The sequence below is a fragment of the Mesobacillus subterraneus genome, assembly GCF_023715485.1.
GTDB lineage: Bacteria > Bacillota > Bacilli > Bacillales > Cytobacillaceae > Mesobacillus > Mesobacillus subterraneus_B.
This window is the reverse complement of record NZ_JAMBOF010000005.1, coordinates 1-22029: the sequence shown is the minus strand read 5'-3', so window position 1 is coordinate 22029 and position 22029 is coordinate 1. Positions and strand designations below refer to the sequence as shown.

18 protein-coding genes and 1 rRNA gene are annotated in these 22029 nt (G+C 42.5%); 9 read left to right on the top strand and 10 right to left on the bottom strand.

The annotated features are described in order from the left end of the window. Positions 1–86 precede the first annotated feature (86 nt). From M3204_RS08460 to rpmH, 10 genes are all read right to left on the bottom strand, one after another. Positions 87–935, bottom strand: a complete 849-nt coding sequence (locus M3204_RS08460; protein WP_251480787.1) for a ParB/RepB/Spo0J family partition protein — start codon at positions 933–935, stop codon at positions 87–89. After that, positions 928–1689, bottom strand: a complete 762-nt coding sequence (locus tag M3204_RS08455) for a ParA family protein (protein ID WP_251480786.1) — start codon at positions 1687–1689, stop codon at positions 928–930. Before M3204_RS08455 ends, M3204_RS08460 begins: the two co-directional genes overlap by 8 nt. Before the next feature lie 343 nt (positions 1690–2032). Then, positions 2033–2932, bottom strand: a complete 900-nt coding sequence (gene noc, locus M3204_RS08450; RefSeq protein ID WP_251481040.1) for a nucleoid occlusion protein — start codon at positions 2930–2932, stop codon at positions 2033–2035. A 459-nt stretch (positions 2933–3391) separates the two neighbouring features. Then, positions 3392–4108, bottom strand: coding sequence for a 16S rRNA (guanine(527)-N(7))-methyltransferase RsmG (rsmG, locus tag M3204_RS08445; RefSeq protein ID WP_251480785.1), 717 nt, complete (start codon positions 4106–4108; stop codon positions 3392–3394). A gap of 30 nt (positions 4109–4138) precedes the next feature. Beyond that, positions 4139–6028 (bottom strand): tRNA uridine-5-carboxymethylaminomethyl(34) synthesis enzyme MnmG, encoded by a 1890-nt coding sequence (gene mnmG / locus M3204_RS08440; protein WP_251480784.1) that lies wholly within the window; start codon positions 6026–6028, stop codon positions 4139–4141. A gap of 70 nt (positions 6029–6098) precedes the next feature. Continuing rightward, entirely contained in the window at positions 6099–7484 is a 1386-nt protein-coding gene (gene mnmE / locus M3204_RS08435) for a tRNA uridine-5-carboxymethylaminomethyl(34) synthesis GTPase MnmE (RefSeq protein ID WP_251480783.1), read from the bottom strand. A gap of 636 nt (positions 7485–8120) precedes the next feature. Beyond that, the gene (gene jag, locus M3204_RS08430) at positions 8121–8741 is read right to left on the bottom strand and encodes an RNA-binding cell elongation regulator Jag/EloR (RefSeq protein WP_251480782.1); all 621 of its coding nucleotides are present in this window, start codon (positions 8739–8741) and stop codon (positions 8121–8123) included. Then, entirely contained in the window at positions 8738–9514 is a 777-nt protein-coding gene (spoIIIJ, locus tag M3204_RS08425; protein WP_251480781.1) for a YidC family membrane integrase SpoIIIJ, read from the bottom strand. Before spoIIIJ ends, jag begins: the two co-directional genes overlap by 4 nt. Before the next feature lie 168 nt (positions 9515–9682). Next, positions 9683–10045, bottom strand: coding sequence for a ribonuclease P protein component (gene rnpA, locus M3204_RS08420; protein ID WP_251480780.1), 363 nt, complete (start codon positions 10043–10045; stop codon positions 9683–9685). Positions 10046–10232: 187 nt separating this feature from the next. Further along, complete coding sequence (gene rpmH / locus M3204_RS08415) at positions 10233–10367, bottom strand: 50S ribosomal protein L34 (protein ID WP_144479452.1); 135 nt, start codon at positions 10365–10367, stop codon at positions 10233–10235. Between the two features lie 717 nt (positions 10368–11084). On the opposite strand from rpmH, the gene dnaA reads away from it, so the two are divergent. The 9 genes from dnaA to M3204_RS08370 all read left to right on the top strand — a co-directional run. Further along, positions 11085–12431, top strand: coding sequence for a chromosomal replication initiator protein DnaA (gene dnaA, locus M3204_RS08410; protein ID WP_251480779.1), 1347 nt, complete (start codon positions 11085–11087; stop codon positions 12429–12431). A gap of 182 nt (positions 12432–12613) precedes the next feature. Beyond that, positions 12614–13750, top strand: a complete 1137-nt coding sequence (gene dnaN, locus M3204_RS08405; protein ID WP_251480778.1) for a DNA polymerase III subunit beta — start codon at positions 12614–12616, stop codon at positions 13748–13750. Positions 13751–13955: 205 nt separating this feature from the next. After that, positions 13956–14171 carry a S4 domain-containing protein YaaA gene (gene yaaA / locus M3204_RS08400; RefSeq protein ID WP_251480777.1) on the top strand — a complete coding sequence of 72 codons (216 nt, stop codon included), beginning with the start codon at positions 13956–13958 and terminating at the stop codon, positions 14169–14171. A gap of 19 nt (positions 14172–14190) precedes the next feature. After that, complete coding sequence (recF, locus tag M3204_RS08395; protein WP_251480776.1) at positions 14191–15309, top strand: DNA replication/repair protein RecF; 1119 nt, start codon at positions 14191–14193, stop codon at positions 15307–15309. 9 nt (positions 15310–15318) lie between these two features. Then, positions 15319–15567 carry an extracellular matrix regulator RemB gene (remB, locus tag M3204_RS08390; RefSeq protein ID WP_251480775.1) on the top strand — a complete coding sequence of 83 codons (249 nt, stop codon included), beginning with the start codon at positions 15319–15321 and terminating at the stop codon, positions 15565–15567. Between the two features lie 114 nt (positions 15568–15681). Then, entirely contained in the window at positions 15682–17604 is a 1923-nt protein-coding gene (gene gyrB / locus M3204_RS08385) for a DNA topoisomerase (ATP-hydrolyzing) subunit B (protein ID WP_251481039.1), read from the top strand. A gap of 123 nt (positions 17605–17727) precedes the next feature. After that, positions 17728–20301, top strand: coding sequence for a DNA gyrase subunit A (gene gyrA, locus M3204_RS08380; RefSeq protein WP_251480774.1), 2574 nt, complete (start codon positions 17728–17730; stop codon positions 20299–20301). 93 nt (positions 20302–20394) lie between these two features. Further along, a complete protein-coding gene (locus tag M3204_RS08375) occupies positions 20395–21480 on the top strand; it encodes an HD-GYP domain-containing protein (protein WP_251480773.1) in 1086 nt (361 codons plus the stop codon). Positions 21481–21924: 444 nt separating this feature from the next. Beyond that, positions 21925–22029 (top strand): 16S ribosomal RNA (locus M3204_RS08370); the annotation flags it as partial.

Below are 22029 nucleotides of genomic sequence, written 5' to 3'. Positions count from 1 at the left end.
TGACTTATCCCCACAGCCTTTTTAAGAAGCTTTCAAAATGAAATTCCAACAAAACTATTAAAAAAAGAAGCCATCATATTGATAGCTTAGGAGTTTTGCTGGTCCAAAAGTTCCAGGATCCTATTAAGATCATCTTTTGAGAAAAACTCGATTTCAATTTTCCCTTTATTTTTGGATTGCTTGATATTGACAGTCGTGCCGAACCGCTCGCGAAGCGAGGTTTCCCGTTCACGGATAAACACGTCTTTTGTTTCTTTCGGTTTTGATGTTTCACGTGGAACAATTTCGTTCATTTGCTGGATCAGCTGCTCCAGCTGACGGACATTCAATCCTTCTTTGAGGGTTTTTTCCACAAGGACCGGCAGTTTGTCCTTCTTTCTTAAGCCAAGCAGCGCGCGTCCATGCCCCATTGAAATCTTGCCATCTGAAATGAGCTGCTGGATTTTTGGCGGCAATGACAACAGGCGGATATGGTTCGCTAAATGCGGTCTGCTTTTTCCGAGTCTCTTGGCCAATTCTTCCTGCGTAAGCTTCAGCTTCTCGATCAAAGTCTGATAAGCAATCCCCTCTTCAATTGGGTTCAGGTCTTCTCGCTGCAGGTTTTCAAGTACCGCAAGTTCCATCATCTGCTGCTCGTTAAATTCACGGACAACAGCAGGGACAGTTTCAAGTTTAGCTTCTTTTGCCGCTCGGAAGCGTCTTTCACCAACGACGATTTCAAATCCCTTGATTGTTTTTCTCACAATGATTGGCTGAAGGATTCCGTGTTCCTGGATGGACAGCTTCAATTCTTCTATCGCTTCTTTTTGGAAAACTTTCCGCGGTTGATAAGGATTCGGCCTTATTTCATTAATGCTTATTTCCTGGACCTTCTCTTCTTTATCAGCTTCCATGTTAAAGAAAGCATTCAATCCTTTTCCTAAGCCTTTAGCCATTTGCAACCACTTCCTTTGCAAGATCTAAGTAAACCTCGGCCCCGCGGGACTTCGGATCATAAATGATAATTGGCTCACCATGGCTGGGAGCTTCACTTAGACGGACATTCCGTGGAATTATGGTTTTATAAACCTTGTCTTGGAAGTATTTCTTTACTTCCTCGATTACTTGCAGACCTAAATTCGTACGCGCATCAAGCATGGTCAGCAATACACCTTCTATTTTTAAGTCCTGGTTCAAATGCTTCTGGACTAGGCGAACTGTATTAAGAAGCTGGCTCAGCCCTTCGAGTGCATAGTACTCACACTGGACCGGGATAATGACTGCATCAGAAGCGGTCAAAGCATTCAGCGTCAGTAATCCCAAGGATGGCGGACAATCAATCAATATATAATCAAAGTTATCTTTAACTTCTTCGAGCGCTCGCTTCAAGCGCACTTCCCTTGAGATGGTCGGAACAAGCTCTATTTCTGCCCCTGCGAGCTGGATCGTTGCAGGAATCGTAAACAGGTTCTCAACAGAAGTCGGATGGATCACCTTATTGGCCTCGACATCATCAACGAGGACATCATAAATGCATTGTTCTACGTCAGCTTTATCAATTCCAACACCACTTGTCGCATTTCCCTGAGGATCTGTATCGACGAGAAGCACTTTTTTTCCTATGTATGCAAGGCATGCACCCAGATTAACAGAGGTTGTTGTCTTTCCAACTCCGCCTTTTTGATTCGCAATCGCAATAATTTTTCCCACTTTGTCACCTACTTTCAAACCCATAAAATAACTTATATAGTTTTTCCAAGCAAAAAATACTAATAAAATAGACTTTTCCGCCGTTCAATGAAGGAATTAACTCCTTCGAACCCGAAAAAGCAATCATGTATTCTATTTTATCATGAATTAAGAATGTTGATAGAATTTTTCTGAAAAAGAAATAATGCAGTAATATTTCTCTATTTAACCTTGGTGTCTTCTTTTAAGATACTCGGGAAATTCACTCGTTTTCCGCCGGCTATCCCCCAAAATTTGAAGATTTTCATTTAATAGAAATGCAAAAAAAAAAGCGAAGGACAGCTGTCCTTCACTTTCATTAATGTTATTTCTTTTTCGGTATACGAATCGTGAATTGGTAAAAATCCTCAAACTCTTCTTCTTCAGAAGCGAGATTGATCCCGCTGTCAGATACCATTGTTAAGGATTGGCGAATGGTATTGACCGCAATCCGCATGTCCTTGCTGAACGCCTTCCGCTTCGGTTTAGGCTTTTCATCATTATGGCTCAAAATCTTGACCACACGTTCTTCAGTCTGCTTTACATTCAGTGACTTCTCAATGATCTCTTCCAAAAGCTGTACCTGCAGCTGCGGATTTTTCAATGGAATCAATGAACGCGCATGTCGCTCAGTAATCAGTTTATTCAAAAGTGCATCCTGGACTTCCTGAGGAAGCTTAAGCAATCTAAGCTTATTCGCAACTGTCGATTGACCTTTACCCAATCTTTGCGCAAGCGCCTCCTGGGTAAGATTATGAATTTCCAGCAATTTCCCATACGCCATTGCTTCTTCAATCGGGGATAATTCCTCACGCTGAAGATTCTCGATCAATGCAACTGACGCTGTTTCTGAATCAGATAGATTTTTGACGATTGCCGGAACTTCTTCCCACTCTAGCTTTTTCATTGCCCGCCAGCGGCGTTCCCCGGCAATGATTTCGAATTTATCGTGATCGTATTCACGGACGACGATTGGCTGGATTACTCCATGTATGTGAATGGTACGGGCCAATTCTTCAATTTTTTCATCGTCAAATACAGTTCTTGGCTGGTATCTATTTGGAGTAATATGGTCAATTGGGATTTTCCTTATTTCTTCGTTCTCAACGATGTCAAGATCCTCAACTGTCTGTTCCTCCACTTGGTTCTGTTCTTCCACTTCGTTCCGTTCTTTTTCCTTTTCCTTTTCCCCAAGGCCAAAAAAGCGCGAAAAAGAAGGCTTCATCACCCTACACCACCTTTATGAACTCCCTATTACATATTCTCTATAAAAATGACAAGTTCCTGCCTATAGACTCTATTATAAACTAAAATTAATATTCAAAATAGACCAAAAAGCATAAGCGCATTGGTCAGCCCCGACAGGCATAAGCCGACCTGCGAGGAGGCAGTTCCCCAGCCAGGCTACTTCCCCGAATCTACATCATCGAAAGCCTTGCGACGCGGCGACAGCCGTGGGAGCAGCCAGCTCCTTAGAAAATTCTTCTGAAGGGGCGGCTTATGACCCGAGCTGCTCAAAGCTGACGCTTCTCGCAAGATACTCGAAGTAGCAAAATCACGGATGAAAACTGGCTATGCGCTGAAGCCTGGATTAGGACAAAAAGCGCAAGCACGATATTTTGGACCAGAACTGCCCATACAGCAGCACATCGACCTGCAGGCGCAGAAACTGAATCAGGAGACTCTATTCTATTGGCGTTTTATTTGGAGTTCCCGGTTTTCTAGGATATAGCTTAGGTGTTGGCTTTTGTTTTTTTATGATTAAAATATTCCGTTCGCTTTCTTCCACGGGGAGCTTGAAGGAATGTACTGATTCCAATTCCCCGCCCAGCACCTTGATTGCTTTTTCACCAACCTGAAGCTCCTCGCCAGCCTGGTTTCCTTTCATAGCCACAAATGTCCCGCCTACCTTAACCAATGGCAGACAAAGCTCGCTCAATACGGACATTCTGGCTACTGCTCTGGCAATCACGACTTGATATTTTTCGCGATGAGCAGGATTTTTTCCAAACGTTTCTGCCCGATCATGGATAAATGTCGTATTTTCAAGCCCAAGCTCTTTTGACAGATGCTCCAGGAAAGTAATCCGCTTATTCAAGGAATCAACAATCGTCACTCTTAATTCCGGAAATGCTATTTTTAACGGAATGCTCGGAAAACCCGCTCCAGCCCCAACATCACACAAATTGAGCGGCTTATTGAAATCAAAATAGAAAGCTGCAGAAATGGAATCGTAGAAATGCTTTAAATACACTTCAGGTTTTTCAGTTATTGCAGTTAAATTCATCTTTTCGTTCCACTCGACGAGCAAATGATAGTATTTTTCATACTGCTCCATTTGTTTTGGAGAAAGATCGATCCCCTTCTCGGCAAGCATTAATTTAAATTGATCTGTATTCATAAGCCAACCCTTTCTGTCCTTGCTGCTGGATTAATTGCTGGAAATGCGCGCGATGCGTCCCTGCTCCAAGTAAACGAGCAAAATCGAAATATCCGCTGGATTTACTCCTGAAATCCGGGATGCCTGAGCCAAAGTAAGCGGACGGACATCCTTCAGCTTTTGGCGGGCTTCAGTCGCAAGACTTGAAATCGCATCATAATCGATATTCTCAGGGATTTTTTTATCTTCCATTTTCTTCAGACGTTCTACCTGCTGTAGGGATTTTTCAATATACCCCTCGTACTTGATCTGTATTTCTGTTTGTTCTGCCGTGTCAAAATCCAATTCAACATCCGCAGGAACAAGCTGTTTAATATGCTCATATGAAACTTCCGGACGCTTAAGAAGGTCAGAAGCACGAATTCCATCCTTCAATTCGCTTCCTCCCATCGAACGGATCAATTCCTGAACCCCTGCCGAAGGCTTAATAATGATGGAGCGCAGGCGTTCCTTCTCCGCTTCGACGGCTTCTTTTTTCGCCAAAAACTTCTGGTAGCGCTCTTCAGGAATCAAGCCAAGCTCATATCCCCTGTCTGTCAAACGAAGGTCCGCATTGTCATGACGGAGAAGCAAACGGTATTCTGCACGCGAAGTCAATAAACGGTATGGTTCATTCGTTCCTTTAGTAACAAGGTCATCAATAAGAACACCGATGTAAGCATCTGCCCTGCTGAAGATGACTTCTTCCTTGCCCAATGCCCTTCTTCCTGCATTGATACCGGCCATAAGTCCCTGGCCTGCTGCCTCTTCATAACCTGAAGTACCATTAATTTGGCCTGCCGTATAAAGGTTCTTCACTTTTTTCGTCTCAAGTGTCGGCCAAAGCTGGGTCGGCACGACAGCATCATATTCAATTGCGTAACCTGCCCTCATCATCTGGACTTTTTCAAGGCCAGGGATTGTCTGTAGGATTCTCTGCTGAACATCCTCCGGCAAGCTAGTGGATAGCCCCTGTACATACACTTCCTGAGTATTCCTTCCTTCTGGCTCAAGGAAAATTTGGTGGCGCGGCTTATCGTTAAATCGTACGACTTTATCTTCAATAGACGGGCAATAGCGCGGTCCTGTACCTTTGATCATTCCTGAATACATCGGGGAACGATGCAGATTCTCGTCGATCAATTGATGAGTGCGCTCATTTGTATAAGTCAGCCAGCATGGAAGCTGGTCCGTAATATACTTTGTTGTTTCATAAGAAAACGCACGGTGGACATCGTCACCAGGCTGGATTTCTGTCTTTTCATAATCGATTGTATCGCTATGCACACGCGGAGGCGTTCCTGTTTTAAAACGGACTAAATCAAAGCCAAGCTCCTCAAGGTGCTCCGAAAGCTTGATTGACGGCTGTTGATTATTCGGGCCGCTTGAATATTTCAATTCCCCGAGGATAATTTCACCGCGCAAATATGTGCCAGTCGTAATAACGACTGTTTTTGAGCGGTATGCAGCACCTGTCATTGTGACTACCCCTCTGCATTCGCCGTCTTCTACAATCAATCGTTCAACCATACCCTGTACCATCGTCAGGTTCTTTTCATTTTCAAGTGTTTTCTTCATTTCATGCTGATAATCAAACTTATCAGCCTGCGCCCGCAATGCACGTACTGCAGGGCCCTTTCCGGTATTCAGCATCCTCATCTGGATGTAAGTTTTATCAATATTGCGGCCCATTTCACCGCCAAGGGCATCGATCTCACGTACAACGATTCCCTTTGCAGGTCCGCCGATGGACGGATTACATGGCATAAATGCAACCATATCAAGATTGATCGTGATCACTGCCGTTTTCGCGCCCATACGAGCCGCCGCGAGGGCTGCTTCAACACCTGCATGTCCGGCACCGACTACAACCACATCAAAATTCCCGGCTTCATATTGCATCCTGCTGCCTCCTTTTATTTAGTCCGCTGCCAATCAGCTGACTTTATCACATGATGTATATAGTAAATGATTATTTTCCAAGACAGAATTGCGAGAACAGCTGGTCAATCAGGCTCTCATGGACACTTTCACCGATGATTTCACCAAGCAGCTCCCATGAACGCGTCAAATCGATCTGAACAATATCAATTGGTGTACCCATTTCCACTCCGTTAATCGCTTCCTCAATCGAATTGACCGCCTGGTTAAGAAGCGCAATATGGCGGCTGTTCGAAACGTACGTAAGATCCCCGGATTCAATCGCACCGGAGAAGAACAGGCTGGAAATCGCTTCTTCAAGCTCATCGACACCCTTATCTTCTAATAAAGATGTCGTAACAAGCGAATAATCCTTCCCAAGCTCTCTTACTTCATCCAAATCTATCTTTTGAGGCAGGTCCGTTTTATTGACAATAACAATGACATCCATGCCTTCGACTGCTTTGAAAATGTTTCTGTCCTCTTCCGAAAGCTCATCCGAATAGTTCAGAACCAGTAAAATCAAATCTGCTTCCTTCAGAACCTGGCGTGAACGTTCCACACCAATTCTTTCAACGATATCTTCGGTTTCGCGAATTCCCGCTGTATCGAGGAGTCTTAATGGCACTCCGCGAACATTTACATATTCCTCAATGACATCCCTTGTCGTACCAGGGATATCAGTAACGATCGCTTTATTTTCATGAACAAGACTGTTAAGTAAAGAAGATTTACCGACATTCGGACGGCCTACAATTACGGTAGACAGGCCTTCCCTGAGGATTTTCCCCTGCTGTGAAGTCTGCAGTAACTTTTCTAGCTCGCCTTGTACATACTTCGCTTTTTCCAAAAGCATGTTATGGGTCATTTCTTCGACATCATCATACTCCGGATAATCTATGTTCACTTCCACATGTGCAAGGATCTCGAGGATTTCCTGGCGAAGCTTCTGTATTAGCCTTGATAAACGCCCTTCCATCTGTCCAAGCGCCAGATTCATCGCCCGGTCTGTTTTCGCCCTGATCAAATCGATGACGGCCTCAGCCTGCGAAAGGTCGATTCGTCCATTTAAAAAAGCCCGTTTTGTAAATTCCCCCGGCTCCGCCAGCCTTGCTCCCTGATTGAGTACAAGCTGAAGCACACGGTTTACAGAAACAAGACCCCCATGGCAATTGATTTCGACTACATCTTCCTTCGTAAATGTTTTCGGGCCTCTCATGACAGAAACCATTACTTCCTCAGCAACTTGTCCGCTTTTCGGATCAATAAGATGTCCGTAATGGATGGTATGGGATGCCACCTCGGTAAGCTTCTTGCTTCCCATCCCTTTAAACAAACGGTCTGCTATTTCGAAAGCCTGATCTCCGCTCAACCGGACAATCGCAATCGCTCCTTCACCCATCGGCGTCGAAATCGCCGCAATCGTATCAAATTCCACTTGTTTCACCCCACTTCACTTCAAATTTATTTATATTAATTTTTACGTAAGTTTGTTTTCTACAAATTACTAGAATACCACATCATTTTATTGAAAAAAAGAAACACATACTTATTCTTAAAATTTATCCACAACTTTTTAAATACACTTCTTTAATTTTAACTTATCCACATGTGAATAACAATAAAACCAGATGAGGAAATAATTGAATTCCATGCAGGCTGTGGAAAAGTGAAAATAGTATTTTAAAGAAGGAGTGGATCAATAAACTCGGTGTCGCGGGGACACGGTTTGGAATAGGATTAAAAAGTAGTTTTACAAGATGTTGGTAGAGCCAATTGTGAGTAAGATGAATTGAAGTCTACTTCGAGGTAAAAACAACTTACAGGGTTTCAGAATGGGTAATTAAAGTGAAACCAAACCTAGGAGTGTTGCAAATCAGGAGCTAAACCTTGAAAATTCCGCAACTTTTTGTCGAAATCCCGCAACTTTGCCTCGAATTCCGCGAATAATTAAGCTTATTCCGCAGCATTTTGTCGAAATCCCGCAACCTGGTAATTCTCCTTAATTTTTTCCAGCAGACTCAAGAGTTACATAAAAAAGCTCCGATTCGCAAAGAATCGGAGCTTTTCACTATTATCTCGATGGAGCGATCACGATATGTCTGTGTGGTTCTGTGCCATCTGAGTATGTTTTGATTTTCTTGTTTGACATCAATGCAGTATGAATCACTTTGCGTTCATACGAAGGCATAGGTTCGAGCGCTACGGTCTGTCCCGTTCTCACTGCTTTTTGCGCCAGGCGTTCGGCAAGCTGCACAAGCGTATCATTCCTGCGCTGCCGGTAATCCTCGGCATCAAGCAATACAGTGGAATACTGGTCAGAATAACGGTTCATCACGAGTTGAGTTAAAAATTGCAGAGAATTCAGCGTCTGGCCGCGCTTTCCAATCAACAAAGCGATCTTTTCGCCTGTCATTGTCAAAAGTACGGTCTTCCCTTCTCTCTTCACTTCAACCTCGATTGGAGCACCTAATTGGTCTCCAACTGCTTTCAAATAATTGGCAGCTTCTTCAACAGCATCAATTTTCACTGTCACTTTAACGACAGCTGGTCGTGTGCCGAAAAGTCCAAAAATCCCCTTTTTGCCTTCATCAATTACATCAATCTCTGTGCGGTCTTTGGTTGTCTTTAATTGAGCTAAAGCGGATTCTACTGCTTCGTCGACATTTTGTCCTGTAGCAGTTACCTGTTTCACTTTTTTGCTCCTCCCGCATTGCCGGCAGCCTTTGCTTTTTTAAGATCCGGCCCTTTAATAAAGTACGTTTGACCAATCATAAATAGATTTCCTACTACCCAGTACAATGAAAGAGCTGCTGGGAAGTTGATGGCAAAAACAACGATCATGATCGGCATCAGCCAAAGCATCATTGCCATTTGCGGATTGCCTTCCTGGCCAGCCATCATCATTTTTTGCTGAATGAAAGTAGTGATACCGGCTACAACCGGCAGAATGTAAAATGGATCAGGTGAACCAAGGTCAAACCACATGAAGTTATGCTCGGCAATCTCTCTAGTTCTTGAAATAGCATGGTAGAAACCAATCAAAATCGGCATCTGTACCAATAGCGGGAAACATCCTGCCAGCGGATTAACACCATGCTGCTGAAAAAGAGCCATTGTTTCTTGCTGTAGCTTTTGCTGTGTCTTCTGGTCCTTCGAGCTGTATTTTTCCTTTAATTTAGCCATTTCCGGCTGTAATGCCTGCATCGCTTTTGAGCTTCTCGTTTGCTTGATCATAAGCGGCAGGATTGCAAAACGGATAATCAAGGTAACAGCAATAATGGAAAAACCGAAGCTGCCTCCGAGCCATTCTGCCATCTTCACGATCAGCAGTGATAAAGGATAAACGATATATTCATTCCAAAAGCCCTTGCTATCAGGTGTGATCGGCTGGTTATACTCCGTACATCCAGTCAGTACGGACATCACTAAAAGCAAGCCCATTATCAATAATATTCTTTTTTTCAAGCTTCATTTCCTCCTAACTTCCCGAAACGTTCATTTATTTCAAGTGTTTGTCCCATATTTTTATGTACACTTCGCCTCATAAAACTAGCAATATGCAATCAAGTGTATTTTAACATTTTTTATAGGGAAGCGCTTTTAAAAAATGCAAATCAAGAAATTATTTTTACCTCAACCATTATCTCCAGCTTTCGGCTTCTTCAAAACCTTCCCGACCTTCAAAACATGCTCCAGGCTTTTCTTTATGTCATGCATGCCCATATCTGCGGTTGGCTTACGGGCAATAATGATATAGTCATTTCCGGTATGTACGCGGTCCTCAAACTCATGAAAGGATTGGCGGATATATCTTTTGATCTGGTTGCGCATGACGGCATTGCCGATTTTCTTGCTCACTGAAAGTCCGATACGGAAATTTTCCTGCTCCGGCTTTTTCAGGACATACACGACGAATTGCCGGTTCGCAACAGACTTTCCTTTCTTAAAAGCCTCTTGGAACTCTTTATTCTTTTTAACTCTGAATTCTTTTTTCATCTATTAAACACCTTCAATTCTCTATGGATCGGCTTGTTTTCATTGGGACCAGTGTTAAATGGCCGACAAGGGACCTATTTCTTCATTATTTCCAAAAATAAATCCCCTAAAGCCAATTTGTCAGCATACATAGTTCCCAAAATTAGTATTGCCCAAAGAGAAAAAAGACCACTGACATTTCAGTGGCCTAAGCTGATAATACTTTTCTTCCTTTTTGACGACGACGAGCAAGAACCTTACGGCCATTTGCACTGCTCATGCGAGCACGGAATCCGTGAACTTTGCTGTGTTTACGTTTATTTGGTTGATAAGTGCGTTTCATATATGTTACACCTCCCTGAGGAATAGCTGTTACAGACAGTCTTTGTAATTATAAAGATGAGCAGTGGAAATTGTCAAGTGTCTATTACGAAATCAGGAAGAATACTGTTAGAAAATAAATTCCTCTCCAGCTGATCGATCCTTATGCTTGAACTTTTAACGAACCATCCAATTCGACTGATAAAAAATTTTTTTCGGCATAAAAATCGATCCAGAATCAAATCTGGATAATTTTTAATTGGAAGGAAAAAATAAAAACCTCCTTAAACAAAATTATTTTTGTGCCAAATAAACGCGTATTTAAAGGCCTGTGGACAAAAATCGACAAGGTTTTTATTATCCACAACCCATTTTCACTACTTTTACACAAGTCAAGTGCCTGTGGACAAATTAACTCCACAGCTTTAGCATATTGTGGATAATGTATTAAAAAGCGTTGCGCCATGCTATATTATCTGATATTATATTTGTGTTTTCACTCTTAATAATTCGAAACCGAAAATATACTTATCCACAAAATGTGGATAACCTGTGGATAGGTTATTAAGCGCTGTTGTAAAACTTTGTCCACAGGAAGTGGATATTGTCGAAAAGCTTCTTTACTTCCTTATTATATATTTTTCCACATTAATAGTTTCGTATATTTATGAATTCAAGGGTTGTACAACGTGTATAACCTTCAATTTTTTAAAAAAGAACAGAAAAGGAGGGATACTTGTTGGAGAACATTGCAGATTTATGGAACAACGCTCTCGCCAAAATCGAGAAAAAGATCAGCAAGCCAAGTTATGATACATGGCTGAAATCAACTAAAGCACATACGCTTCAAGGTGATCTACTTACTATTACTGCTCCTAACGAATTTGCCCGCGATTGGCTAGAAGAGCGATATTCCCAGCTGATCAGCGGAATCCTGTATGAAATTACAGGTGAAGAGCTTTCAGTAAAATTCATTATTCCCCAAAACCAGAATGAAGAAGATCTGGACATTCCCTTGCCGCCTAGAAGGGTGAAGAAGGAAGATGAAACACCTGATTTGCCCGTCAGTATGATGAATCCTAAATATACTTTCGATACTTTTGTCATCGGCTCAGGCAACCGTTTCGCCCATGCCGCTTCCCTTGCCGTAGCAGAAGCGCCGGCAAAAGCCTATAATCCTTTATTTATCTATGGGGGCGTAGGACTTGGAAAAACCCACTTAATGCATGCAATCGGGCATTACGTCCAGGATCATAATCCAAATGCAAAAGTGGTTTATTTGTCTTCTGAAAAATTCACAAACGAATTCATTAACTCGATTCGAGACAATAAGGCAGGCGATTTCCGCAACAAATACCGGAATGTCGACGTGCTGCTTATTGATGATATACAGTTCCTTGCAGGGAAAGAACAAACTCAGGAAGAATTTTTCCATACTTTCAATACATTGCACGAGGAAAGCAAGCAGATTGTCATCTCCAGTGACCGTCCGCCAAAAGAAATTCCTACATTGGAAGACAGGCTCAGATCACGTTTTGAATGGGGCTTGATCACGGATATCACTCCGCCTGACCTTGAAACGAGGATTGCCATCCTGCGCAAAAAGGCAAAAGCAGAAGGACTGGATATTCCGAATGAAGTCATGCTTTATATCGCGAATCAAATCGATTCCAACATTCGTGAGCTTGAGGGAGCATTGATCCGTGTCGTGGCTTATTCTTCTTTGATTAATAAAGACATCAATGCAGACCTGGCAGCTGAAGCGCTAAAGGATATTATCCCTAGCTCCAAGCCGAAGGTGATCACGATTCTGGACATCCAGAGGGTTGTCGGACAACATTTCAATGTGAAGCTTGAGGATTTTAAAGCGAAGAAGCGGACGAAATCTGTCGCATACCCTAGGCAAATCGCTATGTACTTATCAAGAGAGCTGACAGATTTTTCGCTGCCTAAAATTGGCGAAGAATTCGGGGGCCGTGACCATACGACGGTCATCCATGCCCATGAAAAAATATCTAAGATGATTTCAGTTGATGCGAACTTGCAAAGGCAGCTGAAAGATATAAATGAACAATTAAGGGTTTAGGAAAGTGTGAATAACTCACCATTGGTTACGCACAGTCTGTCCACATGTGGATAGGCTGTGTTTCCTTTGAATAAATCCACTTATCCACAAATCCACAGGCCCTACTAGTACTTCTACTATTTTTTAAAACATATTAATATATGCATTTAAGATAAAAATATTCCTAAACGGAGGCTTAAAAAATGAGATTTATTATCCAACGCGATTCTTTATTGCAGAGCGTCCAGGACGTTATGAAAGCAGTAACTAGCAGAACAACAATTCCAATTCTGACTGGCATCAAGATTGTTGCTAATGAAGAGGGAGTAACTCTGACAGGCAGCGATTCCGATATTTCCATCGAATCTTTCATCCCTAAAGAAGAAGCCGGGGATGAAATTGTAGAAATTAAACAGCCAGGATCTATTGTTTTGCAGGCGCGTTTCTTTAGTGAAATCGTTAAAAAGCTTCCAACAGACACAGTTGAAATCGAAGTACACAACAATCTGCAGACCGTAATTCGTTCTGGCAGATCTGAATTTAACCTTAATGGCCTGGATGCAGAAGAATATCCACACCTTCCGCAAATTTCGGAAGAACATGTCTTCAGAATCCCGACAGATTTATTAAAAGGCTTAATCCGCCAGACTGTCTTTTCAGTGTCCACCTCAGAAACACGCCCCATCTTGACAGGTGTCAACTGGAAGGTTGAAAACAATGAATTAGTCTGTATTGCAACAGACAGTCACAGGCTTGCGTTGAGAAGAGCAAAGCTTGAAGCTGAAAATACGGGAAATTACAATGTTGTCATTCCCGGAAAAAGTCTTACTGAATTGAGCAAAATCCTTGATGACAGCTCAGATACTGTAGATATCGTCATTACAGAGAACCAAGTTTTATTTAAAGCAAAGCATTTATTGTTCTTCTCAAGACTGCTCGAAGGAAATTATCCTGATACAGCAAGATTGATTCCGAATGAGAGCAAGACAGACGTGGTCGTGAACACGAAGGATTTTCTACATGCGATTGACCGAGCTTCACTTCTTGCAAGAGAGGGCAGAAACAATGTCGTTAAGTTTTCCACAATTGAAGGCGGAGCGATTGAAGTTTCCTCCAATACGCCTGAAATCGGGACTGTAGTCGAAGAACTGCAGAGCCAATCAATCGATGGCGAGGAACTGAAAATTTCATTCAGCGCGAAGTATATGATGGACGCTCTTAAGGCTTTAGAGGGAACAGAAATCCAAATCAGCTTTACTGGAGCGATGAGACCATTCGTCATCCGACCGCTTCACGATGACTCTATCCTGCAGCTGATCCTGCCGGTTAGAACCTACTAATGACCATATCGCCACCAGTTTTATTGCTGGTGGCTTTTTTTATACGAGGATAAACTGAAAAATCCACTTCGAGAATTGTCCAGCTCCAGCGCTTGTCGGGGCTGACCAAGGCGCTTACGCTTTCTTTAATAAGAAAATTTGTTTCTATGGAAAAAATTTAGTAAAATAAAGTATTAAGTCCTTTTGGAAGAAAAGGGTGAGACACGTGAATGAAGAAATAAAAATCGACACTGAATATATAACACTTGGCCAATTCTTGAAATTAGCCGAAGTAATTCAATCAGGCGGAATGGCGAAATGGTTTTTAAGTGAACATGATGTTTTTATCAATGGTGAACAAGATCAGCGAAGAGGAAGAAAGCTTCGTTCCGGAGACCAGGTCAGGATTCCTGGATTTGGCGAGTTCAGCATAACGCAATAATCCAGAGGATGAACTGTTCATGTATATAGAGGAATTGGAATTAAGGAATTACCGCAACTATCAAGGGCTTGAGGCGAGTTTTGAAAACAAGGTCAATGTGATTCTCGGGGAAAATGCCCAGGGAAAGACGAATGTCATGGAATCGATCTATGTGCTCGCGATGGCGAAGTCGCACCGGACGTCCAATGATAAAGATTTGATTCGCTGGGACGAGGAATATGCTAAAATAGAGGGACGGATAAAAAAAAGCAACGGATCTTTGCCGATGCAGCTTGTCATTTCGAAAAAAGGCAAGCGCGCTAAGGTTAACCATCTGGAACAGCGCAAGCTTAGCCAGTATGTTGGCAATATGAATGTCGTGATGTTTGCGCCTGAGGATCTAAATCTTGTAAAAGGGAGTCCTCAAGTAAGGCGCCGTTTTATAGATATGGAAATCGGCCAAGTATCTGCAATTTATTTGCATGATATCAGCCAATACAATAAAATCCTTCAGCAGCGCAACCATTATCTTAAACAGATGCAGATCAAAAAAAGCACAGACCATACCATGCTTGATATCCTGACCGAACAATTCATCCAGGCAGCTGCCAGGATAGTCGTGAAGCGGTTTGAATTCCTCAATCTGCTCGAAGAATGGGCGTTGCCAATTCACCAGGGGATTTCCAGAGGACTTGAAAGCTTAAAAATAGTCTACAAACCCTCTGCAGAGGTATCAGAAGACGATGACTTGTCGAAAATGATAGCTGTGTATGAAGAAAAGTTTGCTAAAATAAAGATGAGAGAGATTGACCGAGGCACCACCATGTTCGGACCGCATCGGGATGATCTGCTATTTTTCGTGAATGGACGGGATGTCCAGACATTCGGATCGCAGGGTCAGCAGCGGACAACGGCACTCTCTGTAAAATTGGCAGAAATAGAGCTTATTAATTCTGAAATCGGCGAATATCCAATTTTGCTGCTGGATGATGTTTTATCTGAACTTGATGATTATCGCCAATCCCATTTATTAAATACCATCCAGGGAAAAGTTCAAACATTCGTCACCACGACAAGTGTGGATGGAATTGACCACCAGACGCTGAGAGAAGCGGCCACATACAAAGTGAAAACAGGCGAGATGTCAAGAATCCAATGAGGTGGACCGATGTATTTGCATGTTGGTGAAGAAGTCCTTGTCAGAACAAGGGATATCATTGCAATTTTAGATGTTGACAGCACAAGCACTTCTCCATTCATGGAGGAGTTCATCGCGCACCAGGAACAGCAGGTTGTCCACTTGGCAAAAGGGACGGTCAAGTCGATTGTGGTAACAGGAAATCATATATATTATTCCCCTCTCGCATCAGGAACATTAAAAAAACGCTCCCAAAAATTATCCGTTCAGGAGTTTTAATAGATCGGCGCATTCGCAAAAAATGTCGAAAAACAGTGTTTTTTGCGAAAGCCCACTGGATAAGAAGTTGTAAAAAGACGATTCAAAATGAAAGTGTAGGTGATCGATATGGCAATGGATCAACAAGCCATGCAGGGACAAGCGTATGATGAAAACCAGATACAGGTGCTCGAAGGCCTGGAGGCAGTACGAAAACGTCCGGGGATGTATATCGGTTCAACGAGTGCAAGGGGCTTACACCATCTCGTATGGGAAATCGTTGATAATAGTATTGATGAAGCGTTGGCCGGCTATTGTGACGAGATTAATGTCATTATCGAAGAAGACAATAGTATCACTGTAAAAGATAATGGCCGCGGAATCCCGGTTGGTATCCATGAGAAAATGGGCAGGCCAGCAGTTGAGGTCATCATGACAGTACTTCATGCCGGCGGAAAATTCGGCGGCGGTGGCTACAAGGTTTCCGGTGGACTTCATGGTGTTGGGGCATCGGTTGTAAATGCCCTTTCCACGTATTTGGAGGTCTTTGTACACCGTGATGGGAAAATCCATTATCAAAAATTCGAACGCGGTGTAGTTGGTCCAGATCTTAAAGTGATCGGTGAAACTGATCTCACTGGAACGACTGTCCACTTCCAGCCCGACCCAGAGATCTTTACAGAAACCCTCGTGTACGATTATGAAACGCTTGCCAACCGTTTGCGTGAGCTTGCATTCTTAAACAGGGGCCTTAAGATCACGATTGAGGATAAGCGTGATGAAGGTAAAAAGAATGAGTATTACTACGAAGGCGGAATTAAATCTTATGTAGAGCATTTAAACCGTACAAGAGAAGTACTTCATGATGAACCGATTTATATTGAAGGTGAAAAAGAAGGCATCACGATCGAGGTCGCCCTTCAGTACAATGACAGTTATACCGGAAATATTTATTCGTTTGCAAATAATATTTCCACCCATGAAGGCGGTACGCATGAATTTGGCTTTAAGACTGCTCTGACAAGGGTGATCAACGATTATTCACGTAAGCATGGGGTTTTTAAAGAGAGTGATGCCAACCTCTCCGGTGATGATGTGCGCGAAGGATTGACAGCAATTATTTCTGTTAAACATCCGGATCCACAATTCGAAGGCCAGACGAAAACAAAACTTGGCAATTCGGAAGTCCGGACAGTTACGGATACACTTTTTTCAGAGCACTTTGAGAAATTCCTGCTCGAAAATCCAACAGTTGCAAAGAAAATCATTGAAAAGGGCCTAATGGCTGCAAGGGCAAGACTTGCCGCGAAGAAAGCACGCGAACTGACAAGGCGCAAAAGTGCTTTGGAGATTTCCAGCCTGCCAGGAAAACTCGCAGACTGCTCTTCCAAAGATCCATCTATCAGCGAACTGTATGTCGTAGAGGGTGACTCTGCCGGTGGTTCTGCTAAGCAAGGCCGTGACCGCCACTTCCAGGCGATTTTGCCTTTAAGAGGTAAAATCCTGAACGTTGAAAAGTCCCGTCTGGATAAAATTTTATCCAACAATGAGGTAAGAGCGATCATCACTGCTATCGGCACAGGTATTGGAGAAGATTTCGACATATCAAAAGCTCGTTACCATAAAATCGTTATCATGACAGATGCCGACGTCGATGGTGCTCACATCCGTACTTTATTATTGACCTTCTTATACAGATATATGAGGCAGATCCTTGAAGCAGGCTATATTTATATTGCTCAGCCGCCTCTGTACAAAATACAGCAGGGAAAACGCATTGAATATGCTTATAACGACAAACAGCTTGACGAGATTCTAGGCCAGCTTTCGCAGCAGCCAAAGCCAGGAATCCAGCGCTATAAGGGTCTTGGTGAGATGAATCCAGAACAGCTATGGGAAACAACGATGAATCCGGAATCAAGGACACTTCTTCAGGTAAGGCTTGAAGATGCGATTGAAGCAGATGAAACCTTCGAGATTTTAATGGGCGACAAAGTAGAGCCTCGCCGTAACTTTATCGAAGAAAATGCAATCTATGTAAAGAACCTAGATATCTAATATATGTCCAGGATAGCAGGTTTTGCCTCTATCCTGCTTTTTCTGATTTGACCAATAGGCTGGCGGAATCGCTCGCCTTTAGATGGTAATGCTGAACAGAGTCCTAAAGGAGGTTTCTCTTAAATGGCTGAGACACCACATTCTAGTGTAAAAGAGATTAATATTAGCCAGGAAATGCGTTCATCTTTCCTGGATTATGCCATGAGCGTTATCGTTGCTCGTGCACTTCCCGATGTGCGTGACGGCTTGAAGCCGGTGCACAGAAGGATTCTATATGCAATGCATGACCTTGGCATGCACTCGGACAAGGCCTATAAAAAATCGGCGAGAATTGTCGGTGAAGTTATCGGTAAGTACCACCCTCACGGTGATTCTGCTGTATACGACACCATGGTGCGTATGGCACAGGACTTTAACTACCGCTACATGCTAGTAGATGGCCATGGCAACTTCGGCTCTGTCGATGGTGATGCAGCTGCAGCGATGCGTTATACAGAAGCCCGCATGTCCAAAATTTCGATGGAACTTTTGCGTGACATCAATAAAGACACGATTGATTATCAGGATAACTATGACGGCTCCGAAAGAGAACCAGTCGTCATGCCAGCAAGATTCCCTAACCTTCTTGTCAACGGAACATCCGGAATTGCCGTTGGGATGGCAACGAACATTCCTCCACATCAGCTAGGTGAGGTTATTGACGGGGTTTTAGCGGTTAGTAAAGATCCTGACATAACGATTCAAGAGCTGATGGAGATCATAACAGGACCAGATTTTCCAACCGCAGCAATGATTCTCGGCCGCAGTGGGATCCGCAAAGCGTATGAGACTGGACGTGGGTCAATTACACTCAGGGCCAAAGTGGAAATAGAGCAAAAAGCTAATGGCAAAGAAGTTATTATCGTTAGAGAACTTCCTTACCAAGTAAACAAAGCTAAGTTAGTAGAAAAAATAGCGGAACTTGTCCGCGATAAGAAAATTGATGGCATTACGGACTTAAGAGATGAATCTGATCGTAAAGGGATGAGGATGGTCATCGAAGTTCGCAAAGATGCCAATGCAAACGTGCTTTTAAATAACCTTTATAAGCAAACTGCATTGCAGACAAGCTTCGGGATCAACTTGCTCGCCCTTGTCGATGGGCAGCCGAAGGTTCTGAACCTGAAGCAATGTTTGAAATATTACCTTGACCACCAGGTTGTCGTCATTCGCCGCAGGACAGAGTTTGAACTGAAGAAGGCGGAAGCTCGTGCCCACATTCTCGAAGGGTTGCGAATCGCACTTGATAACCTGGATGCCGTCATCAGCTTAATCAGAAGCTCACGCACTACAGATATAGCAAGAGAAGGCTTAATGACTCAATTCAACTTATCCGAGAAGCAGGCACAAGCGATTCTTGATATGCGTCTTCAAAGGCTTACTGGTTTAGAACGTGAGAAGATTGAAGAGGAATTCCAAAACCTGATGCAGCTGATTGCAGAATTAAAAGCAATCCTTGCAGATGATGAAAAAGTGCTTGAAATCATCCGTGAAGAGCTTACTGAAATTAAAGAGCGCTTTAACGATACACGCCGGACTGAAATTGTTTCTGGCGGATTAGAAATGATTGAGGATGAGGATCTAATCCCTCGAGAAAATATCGTCATTACCCTAACTCATAATGGCTATGTAAAACGTTTGCCTGTATCTACATACCGGCAACAAAGACGCGGCGGCCGCGGAATCCAGGGAATGGGAACAAATGAAGATGATTTCGTAGAACACCTGATTACAACTTCTACGCATGATACGATACTTTTCTTTACAAACAAAGGAAAGGTGTATCGTTCGAAGGGTTACGAAATCCCGGAATTCAGCCGTACGGCTAAGGGGATCCCAATCATCAATCTTCTTGAAATCGATAAAGGGGAATGGGTAAATGCCATTATTCCTGTTGAAGAATTCGTAGATGATTGGTCCTTGTTCTTTACAACAAAAGAAGGAATTTCAAAGCGTTCACCGCTCACTTCCTTTGCTCATATCAGAAATAACGGATTGATTGCCTTGAACTTGAGAGAAGGCGACGAACTTATTTCTGTACGCTTGACTGATGGAAGCAAAGAGATGATAATCGGTACGAAGAAAGGCCTTTTAATCCGTTTTCCAGAAACCGATGTCCGTTCAATGGGCCGAACTGCCACTGGAGTGAAAGGAATATCCCTGTCAGAAGACGATGAAGTCGTTGGCATGGAAGTCCTTGAGGAAAGTTCAGAAATCCTTGTCGTAACCAAACATGGATATGGAAAGAGAACACCTTCCGAAGAGTACAGGAGGCAAGGGCGCGGAGGTAAAGGAATCAAGACCTGCAATATAACAGAAAAGAACGGGGATCTCGTTACGATGAAGGTCGTAACCGGTGAAGAAGATCTTATGCTGATCACAACTGGCGGAGTACTAATCCGCATTCCTGTCAGCTCCATCTCTATGACTGGCAGAAACACGCAGGGTGTCAAATTAATCAGCCTCAACAAGGCAGAAAATGAATATGTTGCTACAGTTGCAAAAGTCGATAAAGAAGAAGAGAAAATCGACGACCTAGAATTGGATGAAAATGTAGATTCTACAATCGATCCTGAATCCATTGGAACTGAAGAAGCAGGTGAAAGAACAGAATCTACTGAATTGCCTTCTGAAACAAATGACGAAGGAAATGAATAAAAGTTTTGAGAGGAACACAAAATTTGTGTTCCTCTTTTTTGGTAAAATAAAGTAAACTAGATAGTATGAAATTAAATTCTGGGGTGGAGAGCCTTGCGCGTTAATGTAGACAATCTTAAAGAGGGCTGTATCCTTACTGATGATGTTCTAAGTAAAACGAATAGACCAATCATGAGCAAAAAGACAGTGCTGTCAAACCAATTAATCGACATTCTTAAAATTTTCCTTGTAAAAGAAGTAGAAGTAGAGAAAACGCTGGTGAATGGAATGCCATTCAATGCACCTGCAATTGGTGTTGACATAAAAGCTGGGGCAAGTACCAATTCAGCTGATTATAATTTCATCGATCTATTTTTGCGGACCAAACAAGACTTCAAGAAGGAATTTATATCCTGGCAATCAGGGATGCAAATCGATATTGCCAAATTGAGAGGCATCATCGTTCCATTGATTGAACAGACAGATATAAACTCATCAGATATATTCCACCTGCATCATTATTCGACCAAAACCGAATATCTATATGACCATCCACTGGCTGTTGGCATAACCAGTGCGTTCATTGCTAAAAAGTTGAATTACGGTAAGGGAGATGTTACTCAGATTGCTCTCGCAGGCTGTTTATCAGATTGCGGAATGGCGAAAATCAGTCCTAACCTTCTTAATAAAAAGACCACTTTGACTGTAGAAGAATTCGAGGAAATAAAAAAGCATCCTACATATAGCTACCAAATGGTTAAAAATAGCCCATTGCTAAAGGATGGAGCTAAAATAGCAATCCTGCATCATCATGAAAGGCTAGATGGCAGCGGTTATCCTTTTGGTGAAAAAGCGAACAGGATCCATCCGTTTGCAAAAATACTGGCTGTGGCAGATTCTTTCCACGCGATGACGTCAGAACGAATTTATAAACCAAAGCATTCTCCATTTAAGGTACTAGAAATGATTAATGAGGAACTCTTTGGCGAATTCGATATTACTGCCTTAAAGGCATTGAGTTCAGCAATCATGAATTTTTCGATTGGCAGCAAAATCAGGCTATCGGATGGCCAGGCAGCAGAAATCATCTTTGTTGAAGAAAAGAATCCAGCCAGACCTTTAGTAAGATTAGTAGATTCGGATGAAATTCTTGCATTAGAAAAAAACAGGCATTTACATATTGAGGAAATCATCCAGTAGGCCGGCTTAGCAGCCGGTTTTTTTGTTCTTTAAGAAATTATAAAATTATTTATTTGTGGAGAACTATATGTAGTTTTCTTAATCCAGCTCCAGCGCCTAGACCCTCGAGTCGCTTCGGTTGGCACTTCAGCGCATGCGCTTTTTGTTCAGAATGCAATTCTTTTTAGAAAGTGATTGAAAAGTATTGCTTTATAGTAATATGCCTGATATAATCTTCAAAGTCAGTAACGAAAACAACAACTTGAACAAATAGTTTTTCGAAAAAGTTATTGACTTATATAGCTGTAAAATGTTATATTAATAAAGTCGCTTCTGGGCGACAAGCTAACTAAATTGCTCTTTGAAAACTAAACAAACAAGCGTCAACAAACAATAAATAATCATGGCTTCTATTATAGAAGACCATGAGCCAACGTTTTAACTTATGAGCTAACTCATAACTCTTTATTGGAGAGTTTGATCCTGGCTCAGGACGAACGCTGGCGGCGTGCCTAATACATGCAAGTCGAGCGGATCTTCATTAGCTTGCTTTTGAAGATCAGCGGCGGA

Bases quoted from the DNA above. Each gene is read 5' to 3' on its own strand.
- M3204_RS08460 (WP_251480787.1), bottom strand. From the start codon at position 935: ATGGCTAAAGGCTTAGGAAAAGGATTGAATGCTTTCTTTAACATGGAA.
- noc (WP_251481040.1), bottom strand. From the start codon at position 2,932: ATGAAGCCTTCTTTTTCGCGCTTTTTTGGCCTTGGGGAAAAGGAAAAG.
- rsmG (WP_251480785.1), bottom strand. From the start codon at position 4,108: ATGAATACAGATCAATTTAAATTAATGCTTGCCGAGAAGGGGATCGAT.
- mnmG (WP_251480784.1), bottom strand. From the start codon at position 6,028: ATGCAATATGAAGCCGGGAATTTTGATGTGGTTGTAGTCGGTGCCGGA.
- rnpA (WP_251480780.1), bottom strand. From the start codon at position 10,045: ATGAAAAAAGAATTCAGAGTTAAAAAGAATAAAGAGTTCCAAGAGGCT.
- rpmH (WP_144479452.1), bottom strand. From the start codon at position 10,367: ATGAAACGCACTTATCAACCAAATAAACGTAAACACAGCAAAGTTCAC.
- dnaN (WP_251480778.1), top strand. From the start codon at position 12,614: ATGAGATTTATTATCCAACGCGATTCTTTATTGCAGAGCGTCCAGGAC.
- recF (WP_251480776.1), top strand. From the start codon at position 14,191: ATGTATATAGAGGAATTGGAATTAAGGAATTACCGCAACTATCAAGGG.
- remB (WP_251480775.1), top strand. From the start codon at position 15,319: ATGTATTTGCATGTTGGTGAAGAAGTCCTTGTCAGAACAAGGGATATC.
- gyrB (WP_251481039.1), top strand. From the start codon at position 15,682: ATGGATCAACAAGCCATGCAGGGACAAGCGTATGATGAAAACCAGATA.
- gyrA (WP_251480774.1), top strand. From the start codon at position 17,728: ATGGCTGAGACACCACATTCTAGTGTAAAAGAGATTAATATTAGCCAG.